This is a genomic window from Paenibacillus hamazuiensis, assembly GCF_023276405.1.
GTDB classification, from domain to species: domain Bacteria; phylum Bacillota; class Bacilli; order Paenibacillales; family NBRC-103111; genus Paenibacillus_AF; species Paenibacillus_AF hamazuiensis.
Genome location: NZ_JALRMO010000001.1, coordinates 2,724,417 through 2,747,303 on the forward strand (window position 1 = coordinate 2,724,417; position 22,887 = coordinate 2,747,303).

General features: G+C 52.2%; 17 protein-coding genes and 1 pseudogene. 3 read left to right on the plus strand and 15 right to left on the minus strand.

Going from position 1 to position 22,887, the window contains the following annotated elements:
- The 5 genes from MYS68_RS11980 to MYS68_RS12000 form a co-directional block, all read right to left on the minus strand.
- The gene (locus tag MYS68_RS11980) at window positions 1–1,011 is read right to left on the minus strand and encodes a response regulator (protein WP_248926059.1); all 1,011 of its coding nucleotides are present in this window, start codon (window positions 1,009–1,011) and stop codon (window positions 1–3) included.
- 136 nt (window positions 1,012–1,147) lie between these two features.
- Window positions 1,148–2,017, minus strand: a complete 870-nt coding sequence (locus tag MYS68_RS11985; protein ID WP_248926060.1) for a carbohydrate ABC transporter permease — start codon at window positions 2,015–2,017, stop codon at window positions 1,148–1,150.
- A gap of 2 nt (window positions 2,018–2,019) precedes the next feature.
- Window positions 2,020–2,964: an ABC transporter permease gene (locus tag MYS68_RS11990; RefSeq protein ID WP_248930889.1), complete on the minus strand. Its 945-nt coding sequence runs from the start codon at window positions 2,962–2,964 to the stop codon at window positions 2,020–2,022.
- Window positions 2,965–3,052: 88 nt separating this feature from the next.
- A complete protein-coding gene (locus MYS68_RS11995) occupies window positions 3,053–4,588 on the minus strand; it encodes an extracellular solute-binding protein (protein WP_248926061.1) in 1,536 nt (511 codons plus the stop codon).
- Between the two features lie 34 nt (window positions 4,589–4,622).
- Complete coding sequence (locus MYS68_RS12000; RefSeq protein ID WP_248926062.1) at window positions 4,623–6,089, minus strand: sulfatase family protein; 1,467 nt, start codon at window positions 6,087–6,089, stop codon at window positions 4,623–4,625.
- Between the two features lie 220 nt (window positions 6,090–6,309).
- Between MYS68_RS12000 and MYS68_RS12005 the strand changes: the two genes are divergently transcribed.
- Complete coding sequence (locus MYS68_RS12005) at window positions 6,310–7,707, plus strand: sulfatase family protein (RefSeq protein WP_248926063.1); 1,398 nt, start codon at window positions 6,310–6,312, stop codon at window positions 7,705–7,707.
- Between the two features lie 82 nt (window positions 7,708–7,789).
- Here MYS68_RS12005 and MYS68_RS38825 read toward each other — a convergent pair whose 3' ends face one another.
- The 6 genes and pseudogenes from MYS68_RS38825 to MYS68_RS12035 form a co-directional block, all read right to left on the minus strand.
- Window positions 7,790–8,224 carry a chitobiase/beta-hexosaminidase C-terminal domain-containing protein gene (locus tag MYS68_RS38825; protein WP_338043670.1) on the minus strand — a complete coding sequence of 145 codons (435 nt, stop codon included), beginning with the start codon at window positions 8,222–8,224 and terminating at the stop codon, window positions 7,790–7,792.
- A 223-nt stretch (window positions 8,225–8,447) separates the two neighbouring features.
- A pseudogene (locus MYS68_RS12015) lies at window positions 8,448–9,428 on the minus strand (sulfatase family protein); the annotation flags it as partial.
- A 70-nt stretch (window positions 9,429–9,498) separates the two neighbouring features.
- Entirely contained in the window at window positions 9,499–11,046 is a 1,548-nt protein-coding gene (locus MYS68_RS12020) for a sulfatase family protein (RefSeq protein ID WP_248926065.1), read from the minus strand.
- A 92-nt stretch (window positions 11,047–11,138) separates the two neighbouring features.
- Complete coding sequence (locus MYS68_RS12025) at window positions 11,139–12,659, minus strand: extracellular solute-binding protein (protein WP_248926066.1); 1,521 nt, start codon at window positions 12,657–12,659, stop codon at window positions 11,139–11,141.
- A 106-nt stretch (window positions 12,660–12,765) separates the two neighbouring features.
- The gene (locus MYS68_RS12030) at window positions 12,766–14,571 is read right to left on the minus strand and encodes a cache domain-containing sensor histidine kinase (protein WP_248926067.1); all 1,806 of its coding nucleotides are present in this window, start codon (window positions 14,569–14,571) and stop codon (window positions 12,766–12,768) included.
- Window positions 14,568–15,584 carry a response regulator transcription factor gene (locus MYS68_RS12035; RefSeq protein WP_248926068.1) on the minus strand — a complete coding sequence of 339 codons (1,017 nt, stop codon included), beginning with the start codon at window positions 15,582–15,584 and terminating at the stop codon, window positions 14,568–14,570. Before MYS68_RS12035 ends, MYS68_RS12030 begins: the two co-directional genes overlap by 4 nt.
- A gap of 416 nt (window positions 15,585–16,000) precedes the next feature.
- On the opposite strand from MYS68_RS12035, the gene MYS68_RS12040 reads away from it, so the two are divergent.
- Window positions 16,001–16,927: an IS110 family RNA-guided transposase gene (locus tag MYS68_RS12040; protein WP_248925012.1), complete on the plus strand. Its 927-nt coding sequence runs from the start codon at window positions 16,001–16,003 to the stop codon at window positions 16,925–16,927.
- 781 nt (window positions 16,928–17,708) lie between these two features.
- Here the strand turns inward: MYS68_RS12040 and MYS68_RS12045 are convergent.
- Both MYS68_RS12045 and MYS68_RS12050 read right to left on the minus strand, forming a co-directional pair.
- The gene (locus tag MYS68_RS12045; RefSeq protein WP_248926069.1) at window positions 17,709–19,037 is read right to left on the minus strand and encodes a sulfatase family protein; all 1,329 of its coding nucleotides are present in this window, start codon (window positions 19,035–19,037) and stop codon (window positions 17,709–17,711) included.
- Window positions 19,038–19,512: 475 nt separating this feature from the next.
- A complete protein-coding gene (locus tag MYS68_RS12050) occupies window positions 19,513–20,526 on the minus strand; it encodes a zinc-binding alcohol dehydrogenase family protein (RefSeq protein WP_248926070.1) in 1,014 nt (337 codons plus the stop codon).
- 127 nt (window positions 20,527–20,653) lie between these two features.
- Between MYS68_RS12050 and MYS68_RS12055 the strand changes: the two genes are divergently transcribed.
- On the plus strand, window positions 20,654–21,529 hold the full coding sequence (locus MYS68_RS12055) for a helix-turn-helix domain-containing protein (protein WP_248926071.1): 876 nt from the start codon (window positions 20,654–20,656) through the stop codon (window positions 21,527–21,529).
- 11 nt (window positions 21,530–21,540) lie between these two features.
- On the opposite strand, the gene MYS68_RS12060 is transcribed toward MYS68_RS12055, so the two are convergent.
- Together MYS68_RS12060 and MYS68_RS12065 are read right to left on the minus strand one after the other, a co-directional pair.
- The gene (locus tag MYS68_RS12060; protein ID WP_248926072.1) at window positions 21,541–22,071 is read right to left on the minus strand and encodes a hypothetical protein; all 531 of its coding nucleotides are present in this window, start codon (window positions 22,069–22,071) and stop codon (window positions 21,541–21,543) included.
- Between the two features lie 92 nt (window positions 22,072–22,163).
- Window positions 22,164–22,811 (minus strand): DUF2306 domain-containing protein, encoded by a 648-nt coding sequence (locus tag MYS68_RS12065; protein ID WP_248926073.1) that lies wholly within the window; start codon window positions 22,809–22,811, stop codon window positions 22,164–22,166.
- Window positions 22,812–22,887 lie beyond the last annotated feature (76 nt).

Sequence of the window (22,887 nt, forward strand, 5' to 3'; positions counted from 1 at the left end):
TTATATGCTCATCGACTTTCGGTATTCATTGGGCGACTGGCCTGTAAGCTGCTTGAATACGCGGTTAAAATGCGGCAAGGAATTAAATCCTGCGCTTTCGGCCACCTCGTACACCTTGAGCTCGCCTTCGATGAGCAATTGCTTCGCATGCCGGATTCTTAAACCGTTCAAATAGTTCACGAACGAATGACCGGTATATTTTTTAAATAACAGGCTGAATTGGGAGACGCTTATATGAAAACGCTGGGTCATATCGGAAACGGATAAGTCTTCGGAAAAATGGGCCTGCAAATAGTCGCAAGCCTTGCGAATAATTTGACGCATTTCACCGTTAAATACCTTGCTGCAAATTTGCTGCCAGTGTTCCGTCAACTTCAGAAAATGAGTGCGGATATAATCCGTCCGTGTGGAAGCGACCGGCATACGTTCGAAGGACGGATCGACCGTCTGGATCAAATCGTTGAATTTGCCGGAAAACGTTTTGAACAAGACGATTTTCTCGCTTTCCTGAAGCGTATCGGCAGCTGCAATGAGCTGAACAAGCTGCGCCTGCTCTTTAAACAGCTTCTGGGGGTCCAGATCGGCAATTTTGTCAAAAAACTGCTGGATCGCCAAATAAAATAACCTCAGAGAACCGAACTGCGATGTTCTCTCCCGCGCATTCGCAAGCGCTTTCCTCAGTTCCTCTTCCATCACAGGTTTAAGCAAAAAATCGCTTACATGGTACCGCAGCGCCTGCCTGGCGTATTCAAATTCGTTGTAGCCCGTCAGAATGACGGTGATGACCGGCAATTTCCTCTCATAAATCTCCCGCACGAGCCAAAGCCCGTCCTGAACCGGCATCATAATATCCGTAATGACGATTGTCGGCCAAACATGATAGATCGTTTCGAGCGCCTCTTCCCCGTTGCCGGCCTCGGCAACGACTTCATAGATGCCGTCCGTTTCCACCATTTTCGCGACTGCGCTGCGAATCCAATGCTCATCTTCGACAATCATAACCTGATACATAGGAACACCGTCCGGTCCGATATTTTAGAACGAAGACGCCGTGCTGCAGCCCAGACTATACTTGGGATTGTTTGCACCGCAGATTCATTATAACATCTTCGACTTCGTCCTTCCCGTCATTATTCGACTTCCTTCGTCATCCTTTCACCGAACCGACAAGCATGCCTTTATCGAAATATTTTTGAAAAAACGGATACATAACGAGCATCGGGATCGAAGCCATCACGACGACGGCCATTTTTACCGGCGGACCGAATTCATAACCGTCCGTGACCGACTCAAGCGAATTGCCGGACTCCAGTATAATTTGCCTTAAAAACACCTGCAGCGGCATTTTTTGCGAATCGCTGATGAACAAGATCGCCTGGAAATACGAGTTCCAGTAAAATACGGCATAAAACATAATAAACGTCGCCACCGAAGTCATCGACAAAGGCAGGATGATCCGGAAAAACAAGTTCCATTCTCCGCAGCCGTCAATCCGCGCCGCTTCCTCCAGCTCTTTCGGCGTATTTTGAAAAAAGCTTCTCATCACAATCAGGTTGAACGGTAAAATCGCATTATTCAAAAACAGCGACCAGTAGCTGTTGAGCAGTCCGAGCTGGCTGGTCAGCAAATACGTGGGAATAATGCCTCCGCTAAAAAGCATTGTAAACAGAACCATAAAATTCAAAGGTTTTCTGCCCCTGAGCCAGGTTCGCGATAACCCGTAAGCCATCAAGGTCGTCGCCGAAATGCTGAGCGCCGTCCCGCCCACCGTAATTTGCAGCGCGTTCCAATAGGAGGCAGTGAAATTGTGATTGCTGAACAAATAGCCGTATGAATTGAGCGTCCAAACTTTCGGGATAAGGTAAAATCCCCGCGACAGCATTTCGCTTTTGGTGGAAAACGAGCTGAACAGCACGTACAAGCAAGGAAGCAAAACGATAAGCAGCAGCAAACCAAGGACGAGGTATACAAGCGTATTGAACAGGGAAAACGATCTCGTGGCGGTAATACTCTTCATGATTAGTATACCCCTTCCTCGCCGATTTTCCGGGATGCCCGATTGGCCAAATAAACAAGCCCCAGTCCGATTAACGCTTTAAACAGTCCGACCGCCGTCGTATAGCTGAATTCCGCCTGCAGAATGCCGACCCGGTATACGTAAGTGTCAAACACTTCCGAAACGTCGATATTGAGCGAGTTTTGCAGCAGCAAGATATGCTCGAAGCCCGTATCCATGACATGGCCTAATCTTAAAATAAACAGGATGATGATCGTCGAGCGAAGCGCCGGCAAATTGATGTGCCATATTTGTCTTAGGCGGCTGGCGCCGTCCATCGTGGCCGCTTCGTATAAAGTCGGATCTACTGAAGCCAGCGCGGCAAGAAAGATGATGGCGCTCCATCCGGCCTCCTTCCAGATCACCTGAAATAAATACACCATGCGGAAGTATTCGGGATTCGTCATCAGCTCGATCCGTTCGTAGCCCATGGTGGAGAGCAGATTGTTAATTCCCCCGTCCTGCGCGGAAAATAACAAAACGGTCATGCTGACAATCACGACCCAGCTTAAAAAATGCGGCACATAAAGCAGCGTTTGCGCCCCTTTCTTAAACCATTTGAGCCGCACTTCGTTTAAGAGAAGGGAAACGATGATCGGCACGGGAAAAAACAAAAACAAGTTCAATGCGCTGATCATCAGCGTATTGCGGAAAATTTTCCAAAAGTCCGGATCTTGAAACAATCTCTGAAAGTGATCGAAGCCTACCCAACTGCTTTGAAGAAACCCGTCGAACGGATCATAATTTTGGAAAGCGATCAAAATCCCGCCCATCGGAACATATTTGAAAACGATAAAAAACAATAACCCGGGCAAAATCATGAAATAAATAGGCAAACCGCGCTTCCATTCCTCCCATTTACGCTGCCTGGTCTTGATATCCGCCGCTTTGGAACCGGTAACCGCCATGCTCAAACCTGCCAACCTCCTCTATTCGGAAAAAACCTGAATGACCGGTTGAATCATCCAGGTTCTCACCGTCTTCATGAATCACCCGTTACTTTGACTTCTGATATTCTTCGTTGATTTCCTTGATGATGGCGTCTCCTCCGCCCGCTTTCCACTCGGCAATCGCCTTGTCGATCGACTCCATCGGCTCTTGGCCTACAATGACCTTGACCATCGTATCCATCCATTTTTTATCGATGTTCGGCCCCACCTTGATCGCTGTTTCGGAAACAAAGCCAAACCCTTCGTTTTTCGTCACATATTTCGCATTGTTGTCAAAATACGCTTTGATGGTCGCCGTTTCTTTAGGATCCATCCATTTGTAAATAAGGAACATCGGATCAAAGCGTTTAAAGAACCAGCCCACAAGCAAAAACTGTCTGTCTTTCACCGAAGCTTCGAGCTGCTCGTATCTCTCGTCCGCCGTCTTTTTATAATGGACGCCTTCGATCCCGTGCTTGACCAGATCGTATCCTTCATCGGAGAGCATATAGTCCATGAGCTTCAAAATACGCTGCTGCTTCTTGGCGTCGATTTTGGAGTTGATGACGATCTTGTCGGCTGTCGGCAGACCCCTGGTTCCGCGAAGTCCTGTCGGGCCTACCGGAGGCAGTACTTGCACGAGCTCCGCTTTCGGATCCAGCTTCGTGAGGGGGGGCAGCGTTTCCACATAAAGCTGCTGCGGATTCACGTTGGCTATACCGGACTTGCCGGCCTCCAGCTTGTTCAGCGAATCCCGCGATTTCAGGATCGGGAAATCTTTATCGAGCACGCCTTCGGCATAGGCCTTCCTCATAAATCCGATAAAATCCTTGAGCTCCTTGCTTTGGGTTTGCATCGGAATCAGCTTGCCTCCATCCAGTTTCCAATTGTTAGCCAATCCGAAGCTGGAGGTTAAGAAATTGGCGGGGCCGCCAAAGCCGAACGTCCCCGCAGGGCTTATTTCCATAGAAAATCCGACCGTATTCTGCTTGCCGTTTCCATCCGGATCGCTTGTTGCAAACGCCTTGGCGACGTTATAAAAATCATCCATTGTCTCCGGCACCTTGAGTCCCAGCTTATCCAGCCAGTCCTTGCGGATGGCGAGCGAATCCCTCGCCTCCTGATAGTAAAAAGGAATGCCGTAATATTTGTCCTTCGGATTAAAATGTTTCAGCGATTCTTCCGGAATATATTTGACAATGTTCGGATATTTGCTGAGCTCGGGTTTCACATCCATAAAAATGTTTTTGCTTTGCCATTTCACATACTCCGTGTTCGTTATGTAATAGACGTCCGGAAAGTTGTTGGACGCCGCCATCACATTCAGCTTCTCCGGATAGTTGGCCGCAGGAACCCATTCGATCTTCAGGTCGATATTCAGCCGTTTATTCAATTCGTCGATGACGGGATGATTGGGAGGCCAGCCTCCCCCGGCGTAGCTGCGCGTCATCAGGTTAATCGTTATTTTTTCGCCGAGATCGTCCGCTCCGGCTTTGCTCTTGCCCGATTCGTTTTTATTGACCGCCGAACCCCCGGCACATCCCGCAATGGCTGCCGTTGTCAGCAGCACTCCGCTTAACGAAAGCGCTGTCAGTTTTTTCATGGTCTATTGGACCTCCCTTTATACGTTTCCCGCTTTACTTTTCTCTGGCATCTCTTTGGTGTGGCACAACGTCGCAGGTCATTTGATAGAAATCGAGCATTCTTTCTTTCAAACCAAGCAAAACAGGCGCCAATGTACGATCGTTTATTTTGTTTTCGGTTTCTCCGGGATCGTGCTCCAGATCATATAGTTCATCGGCTTCATAAAATCTGCGTACGTACTTGTATTGTTTCGTGCGCACCATCGTCGCTTTCGTATGCTCCGGCCCTTCGCTGCGCTGCATCTCGCCTCTTGGCCAATACAGCATCGATGGGTCGGCGTTGGCCGGGGCCGATTCGTTGCAGTGAAATTCGCCATGCAGCCGGCCGCCCTCGCAAAATACGGCATCCCGGTGTTCGTCGGTTTCACCGGCAATAACCGAAGCAAGTGTCTTTCCGAACAGCGTGTAATCCGGCGCAATGCCCGCATAATCGTGCACAGTCGCCGCCAGGTCGACCAGTTCTACCAGCGCTTCGCTGACTCTCGGCTTGACCGGGGCGTACGACGGCGGCTTCACAATAAACGGCACGCGGGTCAAGCAATCCTCGAACGTGTTTTGCGTTTTTTCGACGAGCCCGTAATCGCCGGTGAAATCGCCGTGATCCGAGAAGAAAAATACCGCCGTATCGTCATATATGCCCGCTTCTTTAAGCGCATCCATGACCAATCCGAACTGGTGATCCACCCTAGCGCACATCCCGTAATACGTGGCGCGAAGCTCCGTCCATCGGTCCTCCGTCCAGCTTTGCATATTGTATCTCTCCCGAAGCCCTGAGAGCATGGACGGCTTGTCGCCTTGGAGCCGGTCCGCCGCGATTCGTTTCGGCAGAAGAGACTTGTCGATTTTATTGTACCACGACTCTTCCACCGCATATGGAGGATGAGGGTACAGGATCGGCAGGTAGATGCACAACGGCCGGTCTTCAGGGGCATTTTTAATGAAATCGACAGCTCCTAAAATATTGGCCCAGTCCGAATCGTAATAAAATGACTCGTCTTGATCCGTTTCAATCTTCCCGACATAGAAAGAATAATACGTATCGCTGCCGGGCTCCCCTCTTCGCAAATCGCCGCCGAACGGAGGTTTTGGTTTACGTTCGGGCACGTATTTGATATCGCAATACGCATCGAAGCCGTTTTTGGCCGGAACGAGGTCGTTTTTGCCCCCCCACCAAACGAAATATCCGGCGTCCTTGAGTGTTTTCAGCAGCACCGGCTCGTTCGGCTGCATCATATGGTACATCGTGCGGTGCCCTCTTACATGCGGATACCAACCGGACATAAACGAGCATCGGCTCGGCGTGCAAACCGGGTTTTGGCAGAAGGCGCTGCGGAAGGAAACGGCGTCGCTTGCGACAAAACGATCCAGATTAGGCGTTACAGCGGCGTGATTGCCCATGTGTCCCAGGACGTCGCCCCTCCATTGATCGGGATTGAATAAAACGATATGCGGTCTCTTCAATAGAAAGCCCCCTCCTTGTCTTGAAGATACATTTACTATACGGCGTAAACCATGGAGGCGTCGTTAACGGATTTTCCGATTTTTTTGCATTTTTTCTTATGATCGGCCTTGTGCGGCATCGCGGAAAATACGTTAAGAAATCGGACAATCCGCAATCGATCATCGGATTCCTTCGCTGTATATTCGAGATGATACCTTTAAAACGAAAGGAGATCTCCCAATGAGCCAGCCTAACATTTTACTCATCATGGTCGATCAATTCCGTTTCGATTGGATGAGCTGCGCAGGCACCGATTTTGTGGATACCCCGTACATCGACCGGATCGCCGCCAGAGGCATTCGATTCCCCAGAGCCGCCTGCAACAGCCCCGTTTGCGGACCGAGCCGCTGTTCGCTCGCGGCAGGCGTGTACCCGCATCGAGTAGGAAACCTGGAAAATTTCGTGAATTACCCTTCGGAGCGGGCGACCTACTACCAAGCGCTAAGGCGGGCGGGTTATCGCGTAGCGATCGTCGGGAAAAGCGATCTGCATAAAGGAGATCATTTTTACGGAATGGACGGGGATCTCCCCTTCATGTATCATCTCGGCTTTACGGATCCTCATGAAACCGAAGGCAAGATGAACGCGGCGTTTCGCCGCAATCGCCTGATGAGTTTTGATCTTGACCCGGGCGATGACAGCCATATCGCCGGGCCATATCAACGTTATTTGCGCGATCGCGGGCTGCTCACCGCATTTACCGAAGATTACCGCCGGCGTTTTGCGGACTGGAAGTTTTGGAACGCTTGGCCGTCGCCGCTTCCGGCGGAACATTTTCATGACAGCTATATAGGGCGCAAATCATGCGAGTTTCTGGAGCGTGTTCCCGCTGAATCCCCATGGCACTTGTTCGTCAGCTTCGTCGGGCCGCACGATCCGTGGGACGCCCCGGCCGAATATGTCGATGCCTTTGCAAACAAAACGTTCCCTGCTTCAATCGGCGATGATCTCGATAAAAAGCCGGAGTGGATCAGGAAAAAATCGAAAAAACATTCGGCCGGCATGTCCGCCGATGATCTTAACAACGTGAAACGGCACTACGGCGCAGCTATCAAGCTGATCGACGACTGGGTGGGGCAAATTCTCGACAACTTGGAACGGAAGGGACTGTCCGACAATACGGTGGTCATCTTTTGCGCGGATCATGGGGAGATGATGGGGGATCACGGGTTGTTTCAAAAAAGCACGATGTACGAAGGTGCTCTGCGCATCCCGCTTATCATTGCCGATCCGCGGGAGGCTCGCGCCGGAACAAGCGATTCGCTTGCGGAATTAATGGACCTGCATCCGACTATTTTGGAATTAGCCGGCATTGAATACTCTCAAAGCCGATTGGACGCCCGGTCGCTCGTTCCGCAATTGAAACGGGGGACGGAGCCGCACAAAGCTTTTCAATTCAGCGAGCTGAACAATACGCGCATGATCTTCGACGGCAGATACAAGTTTATCGAAAATCACAACGACATAAACGAACTATACGATCTGCAGGAAGACTCCCATGAGCTGGTCAATATCATCGAAGAACATCCTGGGCTGGCGCAGCGGTTAATGGGTGAAATGCGGCTTCTGCGAAAATAAGGCGGATTTAAAAAGGGAAGACGATGATGCTCGTCTTCCCTTCGCGTCTTCCCTTCGTCTACGATCCTACTCCGCCGTCCCGTCACAATTCCACCACGTAAGAAGCAGCCGCTTCCTCGCTGTCTTTATAGCCGATGCGGACCGCCTTGGCGCGAATCGCCGTCGCCCCCGGAGGCAGCGCAATCGGGCCGGGGTACAGCTTCCATCGCGGGTTCGGCCCCTCCTCGATCGTGTAAGCGATGGAAGCGCCTTGGGTTGCCGAATGCAGCATAACCGCCGTCGGCTCGCCGTATACGCCTTCGTTTGAAGGTTCGATGCCCGGCAGGACGCTTGATCGGTATAAAAATAGGCGCGGCCGTTTGCGGCTGAACGCCTCCGGGCCACATTTGCGCCACCATCCGCTCTTCCGGCACGTCGCCCCACACGTCATATTTGCCGCACCAATCGTCCAATACGCCGCGAAGCCGCTCCAGCACCTCCCGGCAGGCCGGATCGTCCGCCAAATTGCGGATTTCATAAGGATCGCTCTCGCAGTCGTACAATTCCTCGGCGGGCCGTCTTTGCTGCATCAGCAGCCGCTGATCCCCTTCCAGCTGACCGGAGAGCTCAAGTCTCCAAAGCTCCTGAAACATCGGATGCTGATGGCTGAATTTGATCCATTGCAGACACGGCTTCTCCGGATAATAATTACGAATGTATTTGTACCGCTTGTCGCGGACGGCACGAACCATGTCGTAGGACTCGTCGTACCGGTCGCGGGTGGCGAAAACGTATTCCCGCGGTTTTGCATGGTCGCCCAGAAACGGCTGCCCTTGCAGATGGTACGGGACGGTTGCCCCCGCGAGCGACAGCACCGTCGGCCCGAGATCGATCAGGCTCACGAGCCGATCGCTCACCTGCCCCGGTTCCAGCACGCCGGGCCAGCGGACGATCAGCGGCACGCGGATGCCTGCATCGTAAGGCCATCGTTTGGCGCGCGGCAGTCCTTCTCCATGATCGCTCCACAAGAACACGATCGTATTGTCCGCGAGTCCGTCCTCTTCCAGCTGCCGCAGCAAGCGGCCGACAAACTCATCGGCCTCCGCAATCAGATCATAATACCTGGCCAGCGACTCGCGGGATTTCGGCGTATCCGGCAAATAAGGGGCAAGCCGCACCTTGTCCGGATCGGTGATAAGCGGCCTGTCCTCCGCTTGATCCGGGTAGTAGGCTTTGCGGATCATATCGCCCCACATGCCGCTTTCGTGCGTCAGCATATGGTTGAATACGGCGAAGAACGGCTGCCCCGGCCCCCGGTGGCGCCAATGCGCTTCCCGCCCGTCCTCATCCCACGCGGTTAACGGAGAAGCAAACTGATAGTCGGTTTTCCAGTTGTTCGTACAGAAGTACCCGTCGGCGCGCAAATATTCCGTGAACGTTTTCACGTGGGCGGGCGGAACCGCGAAATACGGCGTCGGCAGCTCCGGAGTATGCTTGTTGACATGCTCCGTACGCATATGGTGCGCTCCGATGGCGGTCGGGTACATACTTGTAATGACAGCCGAGCGGCTCGGAGAGCATACCCCGGCCACGGCAAACGCATTGCGGTAAATCGTCCCCTGCCCGGCCAGCTTGTCGATGTTGGGCGTGCGCGCCAACGGATCGCCGTAGCAGCCGAACCGCGGGCTCGTATCCTCAAGCGAAATCCACAGGATGTTAGGTCTGCCTGCTGTCTGCTTCATGCCCGTTCAGTCCCTCCCTAAGTTTTGGCTTGACTTGGGTGTTGTCCGTCGGACGGACCCTCGTCCCCCCTTATTTTCCGGCCATTCTGGCGCTTATCTTGGCCTGCAATTGCCCCAGCACGGGGTTCGGCGCTTTCGGGAACTCTTCGGGATGCCTGCGGATCAGCTCCTGCGCGAGATGGCCGCGGCCCGTTTCCTCCAGCCGCTGAACGTAGCCCGGCAAATAACCTTTCGCATGAAAAGGTCCGCCTTCTTTGATGACCGTCCACAGCGGATCGACCGCGTCGACGTTTCTGCGCATCATTTCGTCATGCCAACGATTCAAGTAATACACCGCTTCGTGGCAAATATCTTTTCGCTGCGCAGCGACATTGAACTGTTCTTTGGGATCTTCAGTCAGATTAAACAGCATTTCCTCATCGAACAGATGAAACCCGTCATGATAAGTGCGAATATAGATCCAGTCGCGGAAACGGACGCTGCGTTGGGCGACGTGCGCACATTGCGATACGACCAAGTAGTCGCGCCCGGAGTCCACGCCATCCTTCAGCACCGGAGCGTAGCTCGCACCGTTCCAGTCCGGCACGGGCGGGGTGTCCAGCATCTCCGCCAAAGTCGGCAGCAGATCGAGATGATAATGCAAGCCATCGTCAACTATGCCCTTCTTCATGCCCGGCCAGCGGATAATCATCGGGATGCGGCAGGTGCCCTGGTCGGCGGTGGCGTGTTCGCCGTAGATGCCGAGCTGCCCCATATTTTCGCCATGGTCGGCGGAAATGATAATGATCAGCTCGTCCATCACCCCTTGCTCTTCCAATGCCGCAAACAGCCGGCCCAGATGTTCGTCCATGTAGCGGATGCCGCAATCGTATCCGTCGATCATCTTCCTCATATCGTCCATATTCTGAATTTCCCCCGGGTGCCGCGGGAAGTTCGGAGACGTGTCGTTGTTGTATCTTCTGTTCCTATGATCGATATTCAGCTCATGAACGCAATGCGAGCCGACCGCCTGCTTGTGCCTTTCCAGCACTTCCTCGGTTATCCATTCCGGTAGCGGGTCGTTCTCGAACGGATTGCCGAACTCCATCGGGGCCCGGTAAGGCGTATGCGGATCCCAGTAATTGATGTACAGGAACCAATCATCCCGCGCTGCATTGCGCTCGATCCAGTCCAACGCGACCGGCGTCACATGCTCGGCGGATTCGTTGCCGTATCTGCCCGTGTTCATGATCTCGTTAAAGCCCGCGTAAAAGTGGAAGGTCGAATGTCTTTGCGCAAACGGGCTGATCAATACCGTGTTCAAATCCGCTGCCAACCCCAGGTATGACGGAAGCGATCCTCCTCGCGTCAGCTTGCCCATCAGCTCGCGGTCTTTCCCTTCCAGCTTCATATCGCCGGCCGTCCCTCCGTGACCGACCAAGCCATTGATAATGCCGAACTTGCCGCTCATCAGTGCCGTCCGGGACGGAGCGCACGGAGCGTCGGACGTATAATAATTCGTGAACCGGACGCCCTCCGCGGCGATCTTGTCAATATTCGGCGACGTATTTCGATGGTAACCGTAACATCCCAAGTGGTCCGGGCTTGTCGAATCCAAATCGAGAAACAATATCCTCATATTTTCTCAGCTCCTCTTCCGATTTTCCGGAAAATCCTCCTCAAGAGCCGCATAATGAGCTGTATGCAGCTCCGGAGGAGGATTACTCGCGGTTATTCCGTATAAGCTTTGTTCATTTCCTCAATGATCTTATTGCCGCCGCCCGACAACCAATCTTGCGAAGCTTTCTCAATGGCCGATACCGGCTCGCGTCCCATGATGATCTTGGATACCATTTCCATAAATTTGATATTCAAATTCGCTCCGACCCGGTTCATCGTATCGGAATCGAGCCCGGCCGCCGCATTGACCCACTTGTATTTCGCGTTTTGCGCAAACATGTCCTTAATCCTTTGGTGCTGGGACGGGTCTTCCCATTTGTAAAATTTGATGCTCGGATCAAAAGGACGGAATACCCAGTTGTTGAGCAAGTCCTGACGGTCTTTGTCCGCAGCTTCCAGCTTCTCGTATTTGTCGTTGGAAACTTTCTTGTAATGCACCCCTTCGATCCCGTGTTTGATGAAATCCGAGCCTTCCGGGGAAAGGAAATAATCCATAATCATCAGGATGCGTTTCTGCTTTTTCGGATCGATCTTCGCGTTGATGACGTTTTTGTCGAGCATATCGATGTTGCTGGTTCCTCTAAGGCCGGTCGGACCTGCCGGGGGTTCAAACGCGACAGGCGCTGCGTTCGGATCGAGCTTGGTCACGTTGGTCACATGCGTACCCCACTCATTCGGATTCAAATAAGCGAAGCCCACCTTGTTCCCTTCGAATTTTTCGACCGTGGATCTGATCTTGTTCACGGCAAAATCCTTGTCCAACACGCCTTCGTTATATGCCTTGTTCATAAACGTCAGGAAATTTTTCCACTCTTCCACCTGCGTCTGGTAAGGCACCAGCTTTCCGTTCACATCTTTCCATTGATTCGCGAGACCGAAACCGGCCATAATAAATTCAACGTCTTTGGGCGTATTTTGAGTCGTATCGATATAGAACGTAAATCCGGTCGTGTCCTGCTTGCCGTTACCGTCCGGATCTTTCGTCGCAAACGCCTTGGCGACCTCGTAAAATTCGTCCAGCGTCTTCGGCGCGGAGAGGCCCAGCTTTTTTAGCCAATCTTCGCGTACCGACAGCGAATCTCTCGTTTCCGTTATATAATACGGAAGTCCGAGCACTTTTCCTTTCGGATTCAGCCTGTTTAGCGCATCCGCGGGAATTTTTGCGAGGTTCGGATAATCTTTCAGCAAGGGCTGCAGATCCAGGAATAACCCCTGCTTCTTCCATTTATTGAACTCCGGATTGAGCACCAGGAACATATCCGGGAATTCGTTCGACGCAGCGAGCACGTTAAGTTTCTCTTTATAATTCGCCGCCGGCACCCATTGAATTTTCAAATCCACGTTGAACTTTTTGTTTATTTCCTTAATCATCGGATGATCGTCCGGCCAGCCCCCGCCTTGAAAAGAGCGCGCCATCCAGGTGATCGTCAATTTTTCGCCCAGATCGTTTGCGGCTGCAGTTTGCCCGCCGGCCTTTTGCGCAGCGGGAGCCCCCGCGTCCTGCTTGGAGCAGCCGATCACACTGCCGATCGAGATAATAACAGCGCACAATACCGTCATCTTCTTTTTCATTGTATTCCCCTCTCCGGTTTTAACAGTTTCAGCTTCATTACATATCATAGGGGATTTGTGTCATTATCGCGTTACACGATTCTCTGATTTCTTAACCGCAAATCTGCTAGGCGCAGCCGAATCTCATAGGGATGCGTATGGAAACCACCGTGCCCCGGCCTTGAAAAGTCGACAGATGAAGCCCGTACCGTTCTCCATATTTTAAAAGCAAGCGGGTATGCACGTTGGCGAGGCCGAGCGACTCCGAGCGAATGGAATCGTGTTCGCCGGTGCCGAGCACGATCCGGTTCAGCCGTTCGATGATTTCCAGCTGCTTCTCCTCCACCATCCCCTCGCCGTTATCGGCGATTTCGATAATCAAGTCGTCTTCGTCGCTGTATGCGCTGACGATAATCGCCGCATTTCCGCCTCTCGGCTCTACCGCGTATTTCACGGCATTTTCCACGATCGGCTGGATCGTCAACTTGACAAGCAGGCAATCATGAAACTTCGGGTTCACGGTGATGCGGCTTTGGAACTTCTTAGGAAAACGGATATGTGTAATCTCCAAATATTTCTCCAAAATGCTCAGTTCTTCTTTCAACGTGACCTCATTGTCGGAAATTTTCGCCGTGTAGCGGTATACGTCGGCCAGGTTGCCGGCCATGCTGACGACAAGTTCGTCATTGTGGATATACCCTATGCTTTTGATCACATCCAGCGAGTTGTACAGCAGGTGCGGATTGATCTGGTTTTGCAGCGCTTGGATGTACGCTTCTTTTTGCCGCAATCGGGCATGAATTTCCTGCAGCTTCAGGTTTGAAATCGTACCGAGCTGCTCATCAAGCTGCTCGACCATTTTGTTAAAGCTGTAGTTCAGCTTTTGAAATTCGTTGCGACTCGGGTAAAATTCCGCTCTCGTCCCGTAGTTGCCCTGGAACACCTTATCCATGTTATGTTTCAGATGAAGCACCGGATTGACGAAAAGATCGGATACCAAGGGCACAAGCAGCATCACCATGACGGCAATGAGGACAAAAGCTATGATCGTGGAATTCCGGGCCGTGTACAGCCCGCTCGCCATTTCGTCAAACGGAACGATCGCCACGACCTTCCAGCCGGAAACCTTGGAGCTGCTCGTGGAGATCAGCACCTTTTTGCCTTCGTACGTTTGCGTCCCGACATCTCCTTCCCCCGGAATGCCGATGGCGCGAAGCGGCGTTTCGGATAACTTGCGGCCGCGCCACTCCTTATTGGAGTGGTATACGATCGTATCGTCCTGCGAAAGCAGCATAAACTGCCCGGTCTCGCCGATTTTCGAGCGCTCCAGGGTGGCTTCGATTTCTTTGAGCGACAAGTCGATGATGATCGAACCGATCGGGGCCAGCGTCGTTTGGCTGTACACCGGGGTGATCATGGAAACGACCGCCATCCCGGTTTGCTGCGGGTACGTGATCGTATGGGTGGGCAGCAGCACCTTCTGCTCGGAAAACGGGACGTTATACCACGGCTCCCCGGTAAAATCGGGCTCCGACGAATAGTAGCTGCGCATCGCCAAAATCCGGTTATCGAACGATTTTAAAAATATGCCGGCGACTTCGGTATTATTTAGAGCGACATTTCGCCGCAGCTGCGCTTCGATCTCATCCGTGTCAAACGCTGTCAGCTTTCGGCTGCCGTCAAACCAGGCTTGAATCAGATCCGCGTTCGCCAGCAGCTTGGTCGATTTGGACAGCTGCTCAAAGTAAAATTCGATATGGTGATTCAGCCTTTTCGTCGCTTCGTCGGTCACCGTATGAAAATCCTGTTTCACGGCGTTGCTGTAATTGATATGCGAGAACAAGCCCATCAGGCTGATGGAGACCAGGCTGAGTCCCATAAATAAAACGACCATGCTCATTTTGATCGGAAACCGCATCCATAGCCGCTTCATATGCCCATACCTTTTCGGAATTCGTTCGGCGACAATCCGGTCATATTTTTAAACACACGCGTAAAATACGGTATCGACGAGAAGCCGACCATGTCGGCGACCTGGTATATTTTGAGATCCGGCTCGAGCAGCAGCTGCTTGGCTTTGTCAATCCGTATCCGGTTCATATAGTTGACAAACGAGTCTCCCGTTTGCTGCTTGAACAGTGCGCTGAAATGGGAGACGCTGAGCCCGACATGCTCGGAAATTTGCGACAGGCTGATTTCCTGCATGTAAAATTTCTCGGCGTAATCGCACGCCTGCTTGATCACAAGCCGGAACGATCGCTTGTTATGCTGGGTTTGGCTGATCTTGCACCAAAGCTCGGTCAGCTGCTGAATATGCCGCTTGAGCGACTCTTCGCTTCCGCCGTCCACCGGGATTTTTACATATTCGGGATCAAAAAATTCCAGCAAATCGCTTATTTTTCCGGCCAAAATGCGCAAAAGCCCCAGTCTGAAACTCGGGTGGCTCTGCCGGTTTTTCAAAATCGATTGGGTCAGCTGAAGCTGTTCCGCATTCAGCTGCAGCGCGTCCATCGACTGGATTCGATCGATAAAAGCTTGAATTTGCATGAGCTGCTCGTGTACCGGATGGAGCATTTCGAGCCGGTAAATCGATTTCTCCAGCGCCTCCTGCAGCATCTCCTGCCGAACCGGCTTCAGCAAATATTCGGATACGCCGTAACGGATTCCTTGCTGCGCGTAGGCAAAATTGTCGTATCCGCTGATGATGATGCTGACGATCGGAAACTTCATCTCGTCGATCTGCTTGATTAACGACAAACCGTCCATTTGCGGCATCATGATATCGGTTATCAGCACGGTTGGATTCAGCTCCTGAATCAAATTCCAGGCTTCGGTCCCATTCTCCGCTTCACCCACCACCTTAAACCCTCCGCCGATCCGGTCTATCATCTCGACGATTCCGCTGCGGATCCAGTGCTCGTCTTCGGCCACCAACACATGGTACATCGGGAAGCACCTCCATCTTGTTGTCTCTATTTAGTTCTTGCTGGACGCGGCATATCCCTTTAAGCGGCGGAGAGGAAAAATTATACGATTCTCTGAAAAGTTAACTGGTAACTTCGCCCCCCTAAATCCCCCCGCCGGGGGGACCCCAGGTGCTCGCGATCCTCCCCCCTAAACAAGATGACAGAGCGTCACAATAAGATATGAAAATGTTCGAGCGGTTCACGGTTTAAACTCTGTTTAAACCGTGAATTCTTTTTACTACACAGTGCAGGTAAGTCGCCGGGATTTTGAGTGTACGACCTCGCCCCCTAAACTGACTTACCACACCCTGAGAACAAATCTTTGTCGCCACGAGCACACCCATCAAATTTCGGTCTGGGAGGGTGTTGGTAGCCTGTGTAGAAAGGATGATCTATTTGGATGCGATTCGTACTTGCTGCGCCGGCCTCGATGTTCATCAGGCCAACGTTGTTGTTTGCTTGTTAAAAGGCCCTCTTCATCAAAAGCCGACGAAAGTGATTCGGGAGTTTTCTACGGTACTCTCCGGCCTGCTCGAACTAGCCGACTGGCTCACTGAAGAAGGATGCACAGAGATCGCCATGGAAAGCACCGGCATCTTCTGGCAACCTGTTTACAATGTACTTGAAGCTTCTTGCACCATCACTCTGGCCAACGCTGCCCATATTAAAGCCATCAAAGGCCGTAAAACCGATATGAAAGATGCCCAATGGATCGCAGAACTTCATCGGTGCGATTTAATCCGCGGCAGCTTTGTGCCTCCTGTGGAAATCCGCGAATTGCGAGATTTGACGAGATACCGCAAAAAACTCGTTGGGCACGCTACCGCCGAAAGAAACCGCATCTTGAAGGTTCTCGAGATGGCTAACATTAAGCTCTCCACCTTTATGAGCGATGTTTTTGGCGTTTCCGGCCGTCTCATGCTTCAAGCTCTTGTGAATGGCGAAGTTATTGAACCCGCGCAAATCGCCGATCTTGCCAAAGCCTCTCTGCGCTCCAAGATTCCGCAACTCGTTTCTGCTCTCAATGGTCGCGTCACCAAACACCATCGTTCCATGATCGCTAGATCGCTCAAACATCTCGAATTTCTCGAACAATCCATCGCTGAGTTAGAGGCCGACATGGAAGTATACTTCGCACCGTATCAGCGGCAATTAGAGCTATTGGATAGTATTCCTGGTGTTGGCGAGCATACCGCCAAGATCATCTTGGCTGAACTGGGAACGGATATGTCTGTATTTCCCACGGAGATGCACCTATCTTCTTGGGCAGGGCTTAGTCCGGGCAATAATGAGAGTGCCGGTAAAAAAAAAGTACTACCATAACCAAAGGCGATAAAATTCTTAAGTCTGCTCTCACAGAAGCAGCCTGGGCCGCCAGCAACACGAAATCCTACTTAGGTGCAAAGTTCTGGTCCATTACAAGTCGGCGCGGGAAAAACAAGGCTGTCATTGCGATCGCCCATAAGATTCTAGTCATTGCGTACCACATCCTATTGAAGAACGAACCGTACAAAGAACTTGGTGCGGACTATTTAGAGAAACGACGAAGCATTTCCAAGGAAGAGCTAATGATTCGTAGGCTACAAAAATTAGGTTACTCGATACAAAAAGTAGACGAACTTCCCTCAACCAGTTAGGCTCTTTTAAAAAATATTCATTATGGGGACCGGGCATCCTATTGCCTTTTTTCGGCTTTTGACCTCATTTCAATCCATTTTCTCTTCGAAGTGACCTCGAGCTAAACGTTATTTTCCCATCAAATCCCCCCACTGGGGGGACCCCAGGCGCTCGGGCGCCCTGGACCCGCCCGCTGAGAGGGACTGCTCGCTGCTAGGTCGCGTCTGTCTGGCATGGATTTTTGGGCTGCGCGCAAAAAATCCTATGCCAGACACGCTTTACTTTGGGAGCGATGATGCCGGGAGTGACTGCGTGCCTCGGGCTCGCGGTTGTCCGGCACGTTTCGGCTGACGCCGAATTCGTGCCGGACCCGCTTAACTAACGGCCGGCAAGAAACTTTCAATTTCCGCAAAGACAAGGAAACTCTGAAAATCCAAACAAAAAGGAAGACGAGCATGCTTCGTCCTCCTTATTACCACGTGTTCTTTTAATTAAATTTTTTTATCCATTCACTTTCGTGGTCTTCGATGGCCGGGCGGGTCAGGGCGCCGGTTGAGGTCCACCATTGTTCCACGGTGCGGCGCAGGCGGATTCGCGCTTCTTCCGCTTCGGGCCGGTCGGCTGCATTGACGATTTCGTCCGGATCGTTACGCAGGTCGTACATTTCTTCCAGGTCGTCTTCGAGATAATAGACGTATTTCCATTCGGGCGTTTGTATGCCGATCATCGGATGGCGTCCCCAGTAGGCTTTATAATGCTCGAAAAAGACGTGTTCGTCCGCGGGCGGCGCGGACCGGTCCAGGACAGGGAGCAGCGAGCCGCCTTCGCACTCTTTCGGCACCGGAATTCCGGCCGCATCAAGCAGCGTGCCCGTTACCGCAGCGGTGGATACGAGATCGGGGATGACTTTCCGTATCGGTTCCGCGCCAGGGATATATAAAATGAGCGGAACGTTGTACAGCTCCTTGTAAGGCAGCACCCCCTTCAACCGCAGCCGATGCGCACCCTGCATATCCCCATGGTCGCTGGTGAATAAAATGACGGTATCCTCCAGCATATTTTTTTCTTCCAACTTTTCCATCAATCGTCCCAGGTATGTATCCATAAGGACGAGCATCGACCGGTATTTCCGTGCGTCACTTCTTACAATCTCTTCCGTCAGGTCCGATTCGGCGGAGGAGGAACGCTCCCGCTGAAACGGCGGCTTGCCGGATAAATCGTCCTTGTAAAAGCTGTCCGGAACCGGCATATCCTCCGGCGGGAATTGCTGCGCAAAGCGTTCGATCAGCTCGAAGGGCTGACTTCTTACCGGCGTATTCGGATGCGGCATATACCAGCATAATTTCATAAAAAACCGTTTCGAACCGTCATAGTCGTCCAAATAATTTAAAGCTTGAGTCGTTGTGACTGCATCCTTATGGCTGTGAAAACGCGAATCCGGGTTCGCACCGGCAAGATCCAGTCCGTCCGTTCGATAGTCGGTCACTTGAAATTCATGATCGGCGGGAGATAATCCCAGGTGCCACTTGCCGAAATAAACCGTTTCATAACCGGCCCGGTTAAACTCCTTGGCGATCCCCCACTCCTGCGGATCGAGCACATGGCCGATTTGGTACACGCCGACCTGATGCGGGAACTTCCCGGTCATCCAGCTTGCGCGCGAAGGCGAGCATTGAGCCGATGTGCTGATTGCGCCTGTAAACCGGACGGACCTGTCCGCCAGATTGTCGAGGTTCGGAGTATAGTAGCTGGGGTCGGCGCAGCCCATCGCGTCCGCCTTTTGCTGATCCGTTGAAATCATTATGACGTTTCTCAAAAATAAGCCTCCTTTTTCAGTGGTCTCCCCCTTTACTATAAGCCTAATTTGAGCATATTTCGTTGCACGATCGGATGATTTGTTAACTGTGGGATCCCACCTAAAACCCAGCAGCTCCCTAAGTCCCTCCGCCGGGAGCCTAAGCTTCCGACGCCGGCTTTGCTCCGCAAAGCGCTCAAGGAACCCCAAGCGCAATGTTGTCGGGTTAATCGGAAACATAGCGGAACTAGCGTTCGCTATATGGAGCATAATCGGATATTTTGGAAAATTAGCGGAACTCAGGTGATCTAATTATGCGTTTGCTCGATGCACACGCCATTTTTACCGATTTAGCACATCTCAGTTCCTCTATTTATTTCAATGTACGTTTAAATCCAACCGAATCAGCACATTTCACACCGGCCGGATAATAAAAAAATCCCTTGCACCGATTCAACGGTACAAGGGAAAATATGCCTGATCAAGCAGCAGAGGTCTAAAGTTCAACCATCGCTTTGATCACCTTGGATTCGGGCTTGAGCCAGCTTTCGAATTGCCCGATCATGCTTTCCAGCGAAGAGCGATGCGTGATGTAGCGAGCGACGTCGATTTCTCCGCTTCGCAGCGCTTCCAGGACGTTATCGAAATCTTCCCGGGTCGCATTGCGGCTGCCCATCAGCGTCAGCTCTCGTTTGTGGAACTCCGGATCGCTGAAGGCGATGTCCGCTTTCACGAGCCCGACATAAACCAAGGTTCCTCCGTGGGCGGTCAAACCAAAGGAAGCGGCCATCGATTTCGCATTCCCCGTCGCATCGAATACGACCGTCGGGAAGTCTCCACCCGTTATCGCGGCAAGCTGCTCTTTCGGATCATGCGAGGCGTTAACGGTGTGCGCGACATTCGCCCACGCCCGGCTGAATGCCAGCCGCTCTTCGTTGATATCCATCGCTATGACTTGAGCCCCCGCATATTTGGCGAAAGCCATGACGCCAAGTCCGATCGGCCCGCCGCCGATGACGAGCGCCGTCTCGCCCGAACGCAAACCGGAGCGGCGCACCGCATGGGCTCCGATCGCGAGCGGCTCCAGCACCGCGGTCTGATCCAAGGTAAGCGCTTCCGTTTTGATCAGATGAGTGACCGGAACGGAAATTTTTTCCCGCATGCCGCCGTCGATATGGACGCCAAGCACCTTCATGTCGGTGCAGCAGTTGGTTTTGCCTCTGCGGCAGGCGATGCATGTTCCGCAGTGCATGTAGGGAATGACGCTGACCTGGTCGCCTTCGCGCAGCCCGGCTTCATTGTCACCTATCCACTCGATAATGCCTGCAAGCTCGTGCCCGAGTATACGCGGATACGTGAAAAACGGCTGGTTGCCTTTGAAGGCATGCAAATCGGTGCCGCAGATGCCGATCCGGCGAACGCGAACAATCGCTTCTCCGGGAACAATCTGCGGCTCGGGCATGTCGATTAGCGCGAATTTCTCAATTTCCTCGCAAATGATTCCTTTCATACGTCGATTCCTCCTTAAATGTAAGCGATATCTTCATTGTACCAGCCGCAAATGCAATATATAATAACTTATATTTGCTAAAACATACCCAATTTTGATATCGCTCAACAGCAGGAGGTTATGCCAGGTGGGACCCGTCCGCAAAGCTTTTTTCGAGGATCCTCTCTTCCCTTTCGAGCTCGTGTTCAAAGATACGAAAAGCCCGCAAAGCGAGCTGCCCGATCATCTCCACGACCGGTACGAAATCGTATATGTATATTCCGGGAGCGGAACTTTTTTTATCAACCAATCCTTCTATGATATGAAAGCCGGCGACATCTTCATCATACCGGGCAATACGATACACCGGGCATTCCCCGATACGGACGATCCCGTCACCTCGACGGCTCTCTTCTTCGCCCCGGCATTCGCCCATTCCGACGCGCTGGACGACGCTTACTCCAGCCTGCACGTTTTCGAGATCGTCCGCAAACGCAAGCAGTTCAAGCTTGACTTACCTTCGCCGCCTCGCGGAAGGACAGAGGATATTTTGCAGGAAATGTCCGCCGAAATGACAGCCAAACAGCCCGGCCATCGTCACGCGGTTCGGCTGCTCCTTCATCGTTTGCTGCTCGTTCTCAATCGGTTCGCTCAGACCGATCTGCCGAAAGTTTCGGATGGCATCCCAATCGGCCCCTCCTGGATGAATGAAAGCTTGCAGCATATCGACCGCCACCATGCCGAGCCCGGCCTCGGCCTCTCCGTTTTGGCTCAGCGGGCGGCCGTTACGGCATCGCATTTTTCACGCGTGTTCAAGCAGTTGACCGGGATGAAGGTGACCGACTACATTAACGCCAAGCGAATCGTTCATGCCAAGGAGCTGCTCGCCGGGTCCGACGACAGCATCGACACGATCGCCGCTCACTGCGGCTTTGAAAGCTTACCTTATTTTCACCGCACGTTCAAAGCTTTGGCGGGATGCACCCCGGGCGTATACAGGCGGGAAATTCGCAGCAGGGAATAGCGGACGCGTCGTTATGGTGCCAACTCGAAGGCGTTGTTTTCGTTGATCACGATCGATTCCGTTTCCTTGGCATCAACTCCGGTTCTTCTTACCCACCCTTTGGCGAGCAGCTTCGCCTGTCCGGAGCCCGCGACGATTTTGCCCATATAGATACGTTCGGAGCAGGTCTTGTTATTGCCGAAGTTCAAATGGTAAAACTCGGTGGCATTCGCCTTCAAGGTTAGGGGCGTCCCCGGAACGATGGTGGATTCCATGCCGGCATAGGAAGTTCCGCTCTCAAGAAACGAACTGCCGTTCTTTTGATACAAAAATAAAGTGACGTCGGTCGGCCGATCCGAAGCGTTGGACAATTGGAACGAGAAATCAAACGCATTGTCGTTGCTGCAGAAGTTGTTCATCGGAATTTGAAAGGCCATTTCGCGAGGTGCGGTCCGGGCCTGCCCGCCGTCTACATCGGGCGCTTCGAGCGCCGCTGCGGGCAATACGAACACCATGCTGGCGGCTATGGCCGGAAGCAGAGCTCTTCTGAACAGTTGTTTCATTGCTGGTTTCCTCCCCAAATCTGTCTGACTAAATGATAGCGTCTGAAGCGCTATAATATAGACGCATGGATCCGAGGTTGGTTGCGGCGCCTCTAGGGCACTTGTGCCGGCTTTATAGCCGATTTAAGCATGACCCACTCGACGATCATCAGATCGAGGACAAGTCCGACCCACATATTCACATTGAGTATCTCATTAACCATCGCTTCTCTTCCGCCGGGCAAGGCAAAGCCGTGGAGAACGTAATACAGAAGCATTAACACGGGCACTAGCAGACGCGCGCTGACCGCCACCAACGTCATGCCGAAGCTGCGAATCATCCATCGCCGATGCTCCTCAAAATTTCGTTTTCTGGCGGCGACATACCCTTTCCAGCCTGTAAACAGCCAGGCCAAAGCCAGCACCAGGAACGCGATCGCTTTCGTATAATTTTCTATATAGAAAATTGTTCCGATCGCCAGCAGCCCGCTTACGAACACGCTGTATACGTAAACTTTGCCCACATTGCGATGCGTTTCAGGATTGCGGACGCGAATCCGGTCAATGAACTGGAGCAAGCCGGATACAAGCGCCACAAAAGCGAAAGCGATATGAGCGACCAGAAGCGGGTATTGCACGGCGGACGATGTAATCTCGATTCGGCTTTTCGCCGGATCCAGCGTAACATAAGGCGCCATAAACGGGATCATCACCCCGATCGAAACGATTGCCAAAACCCACCAGCTTTTCCGAAGTTTCATGATTCCGTCCCCCCTTCCCTTATCCTCCTATCAGCTTAGCCTTTAAATCGCAACAAACTCTAAACGATTTCTAAAA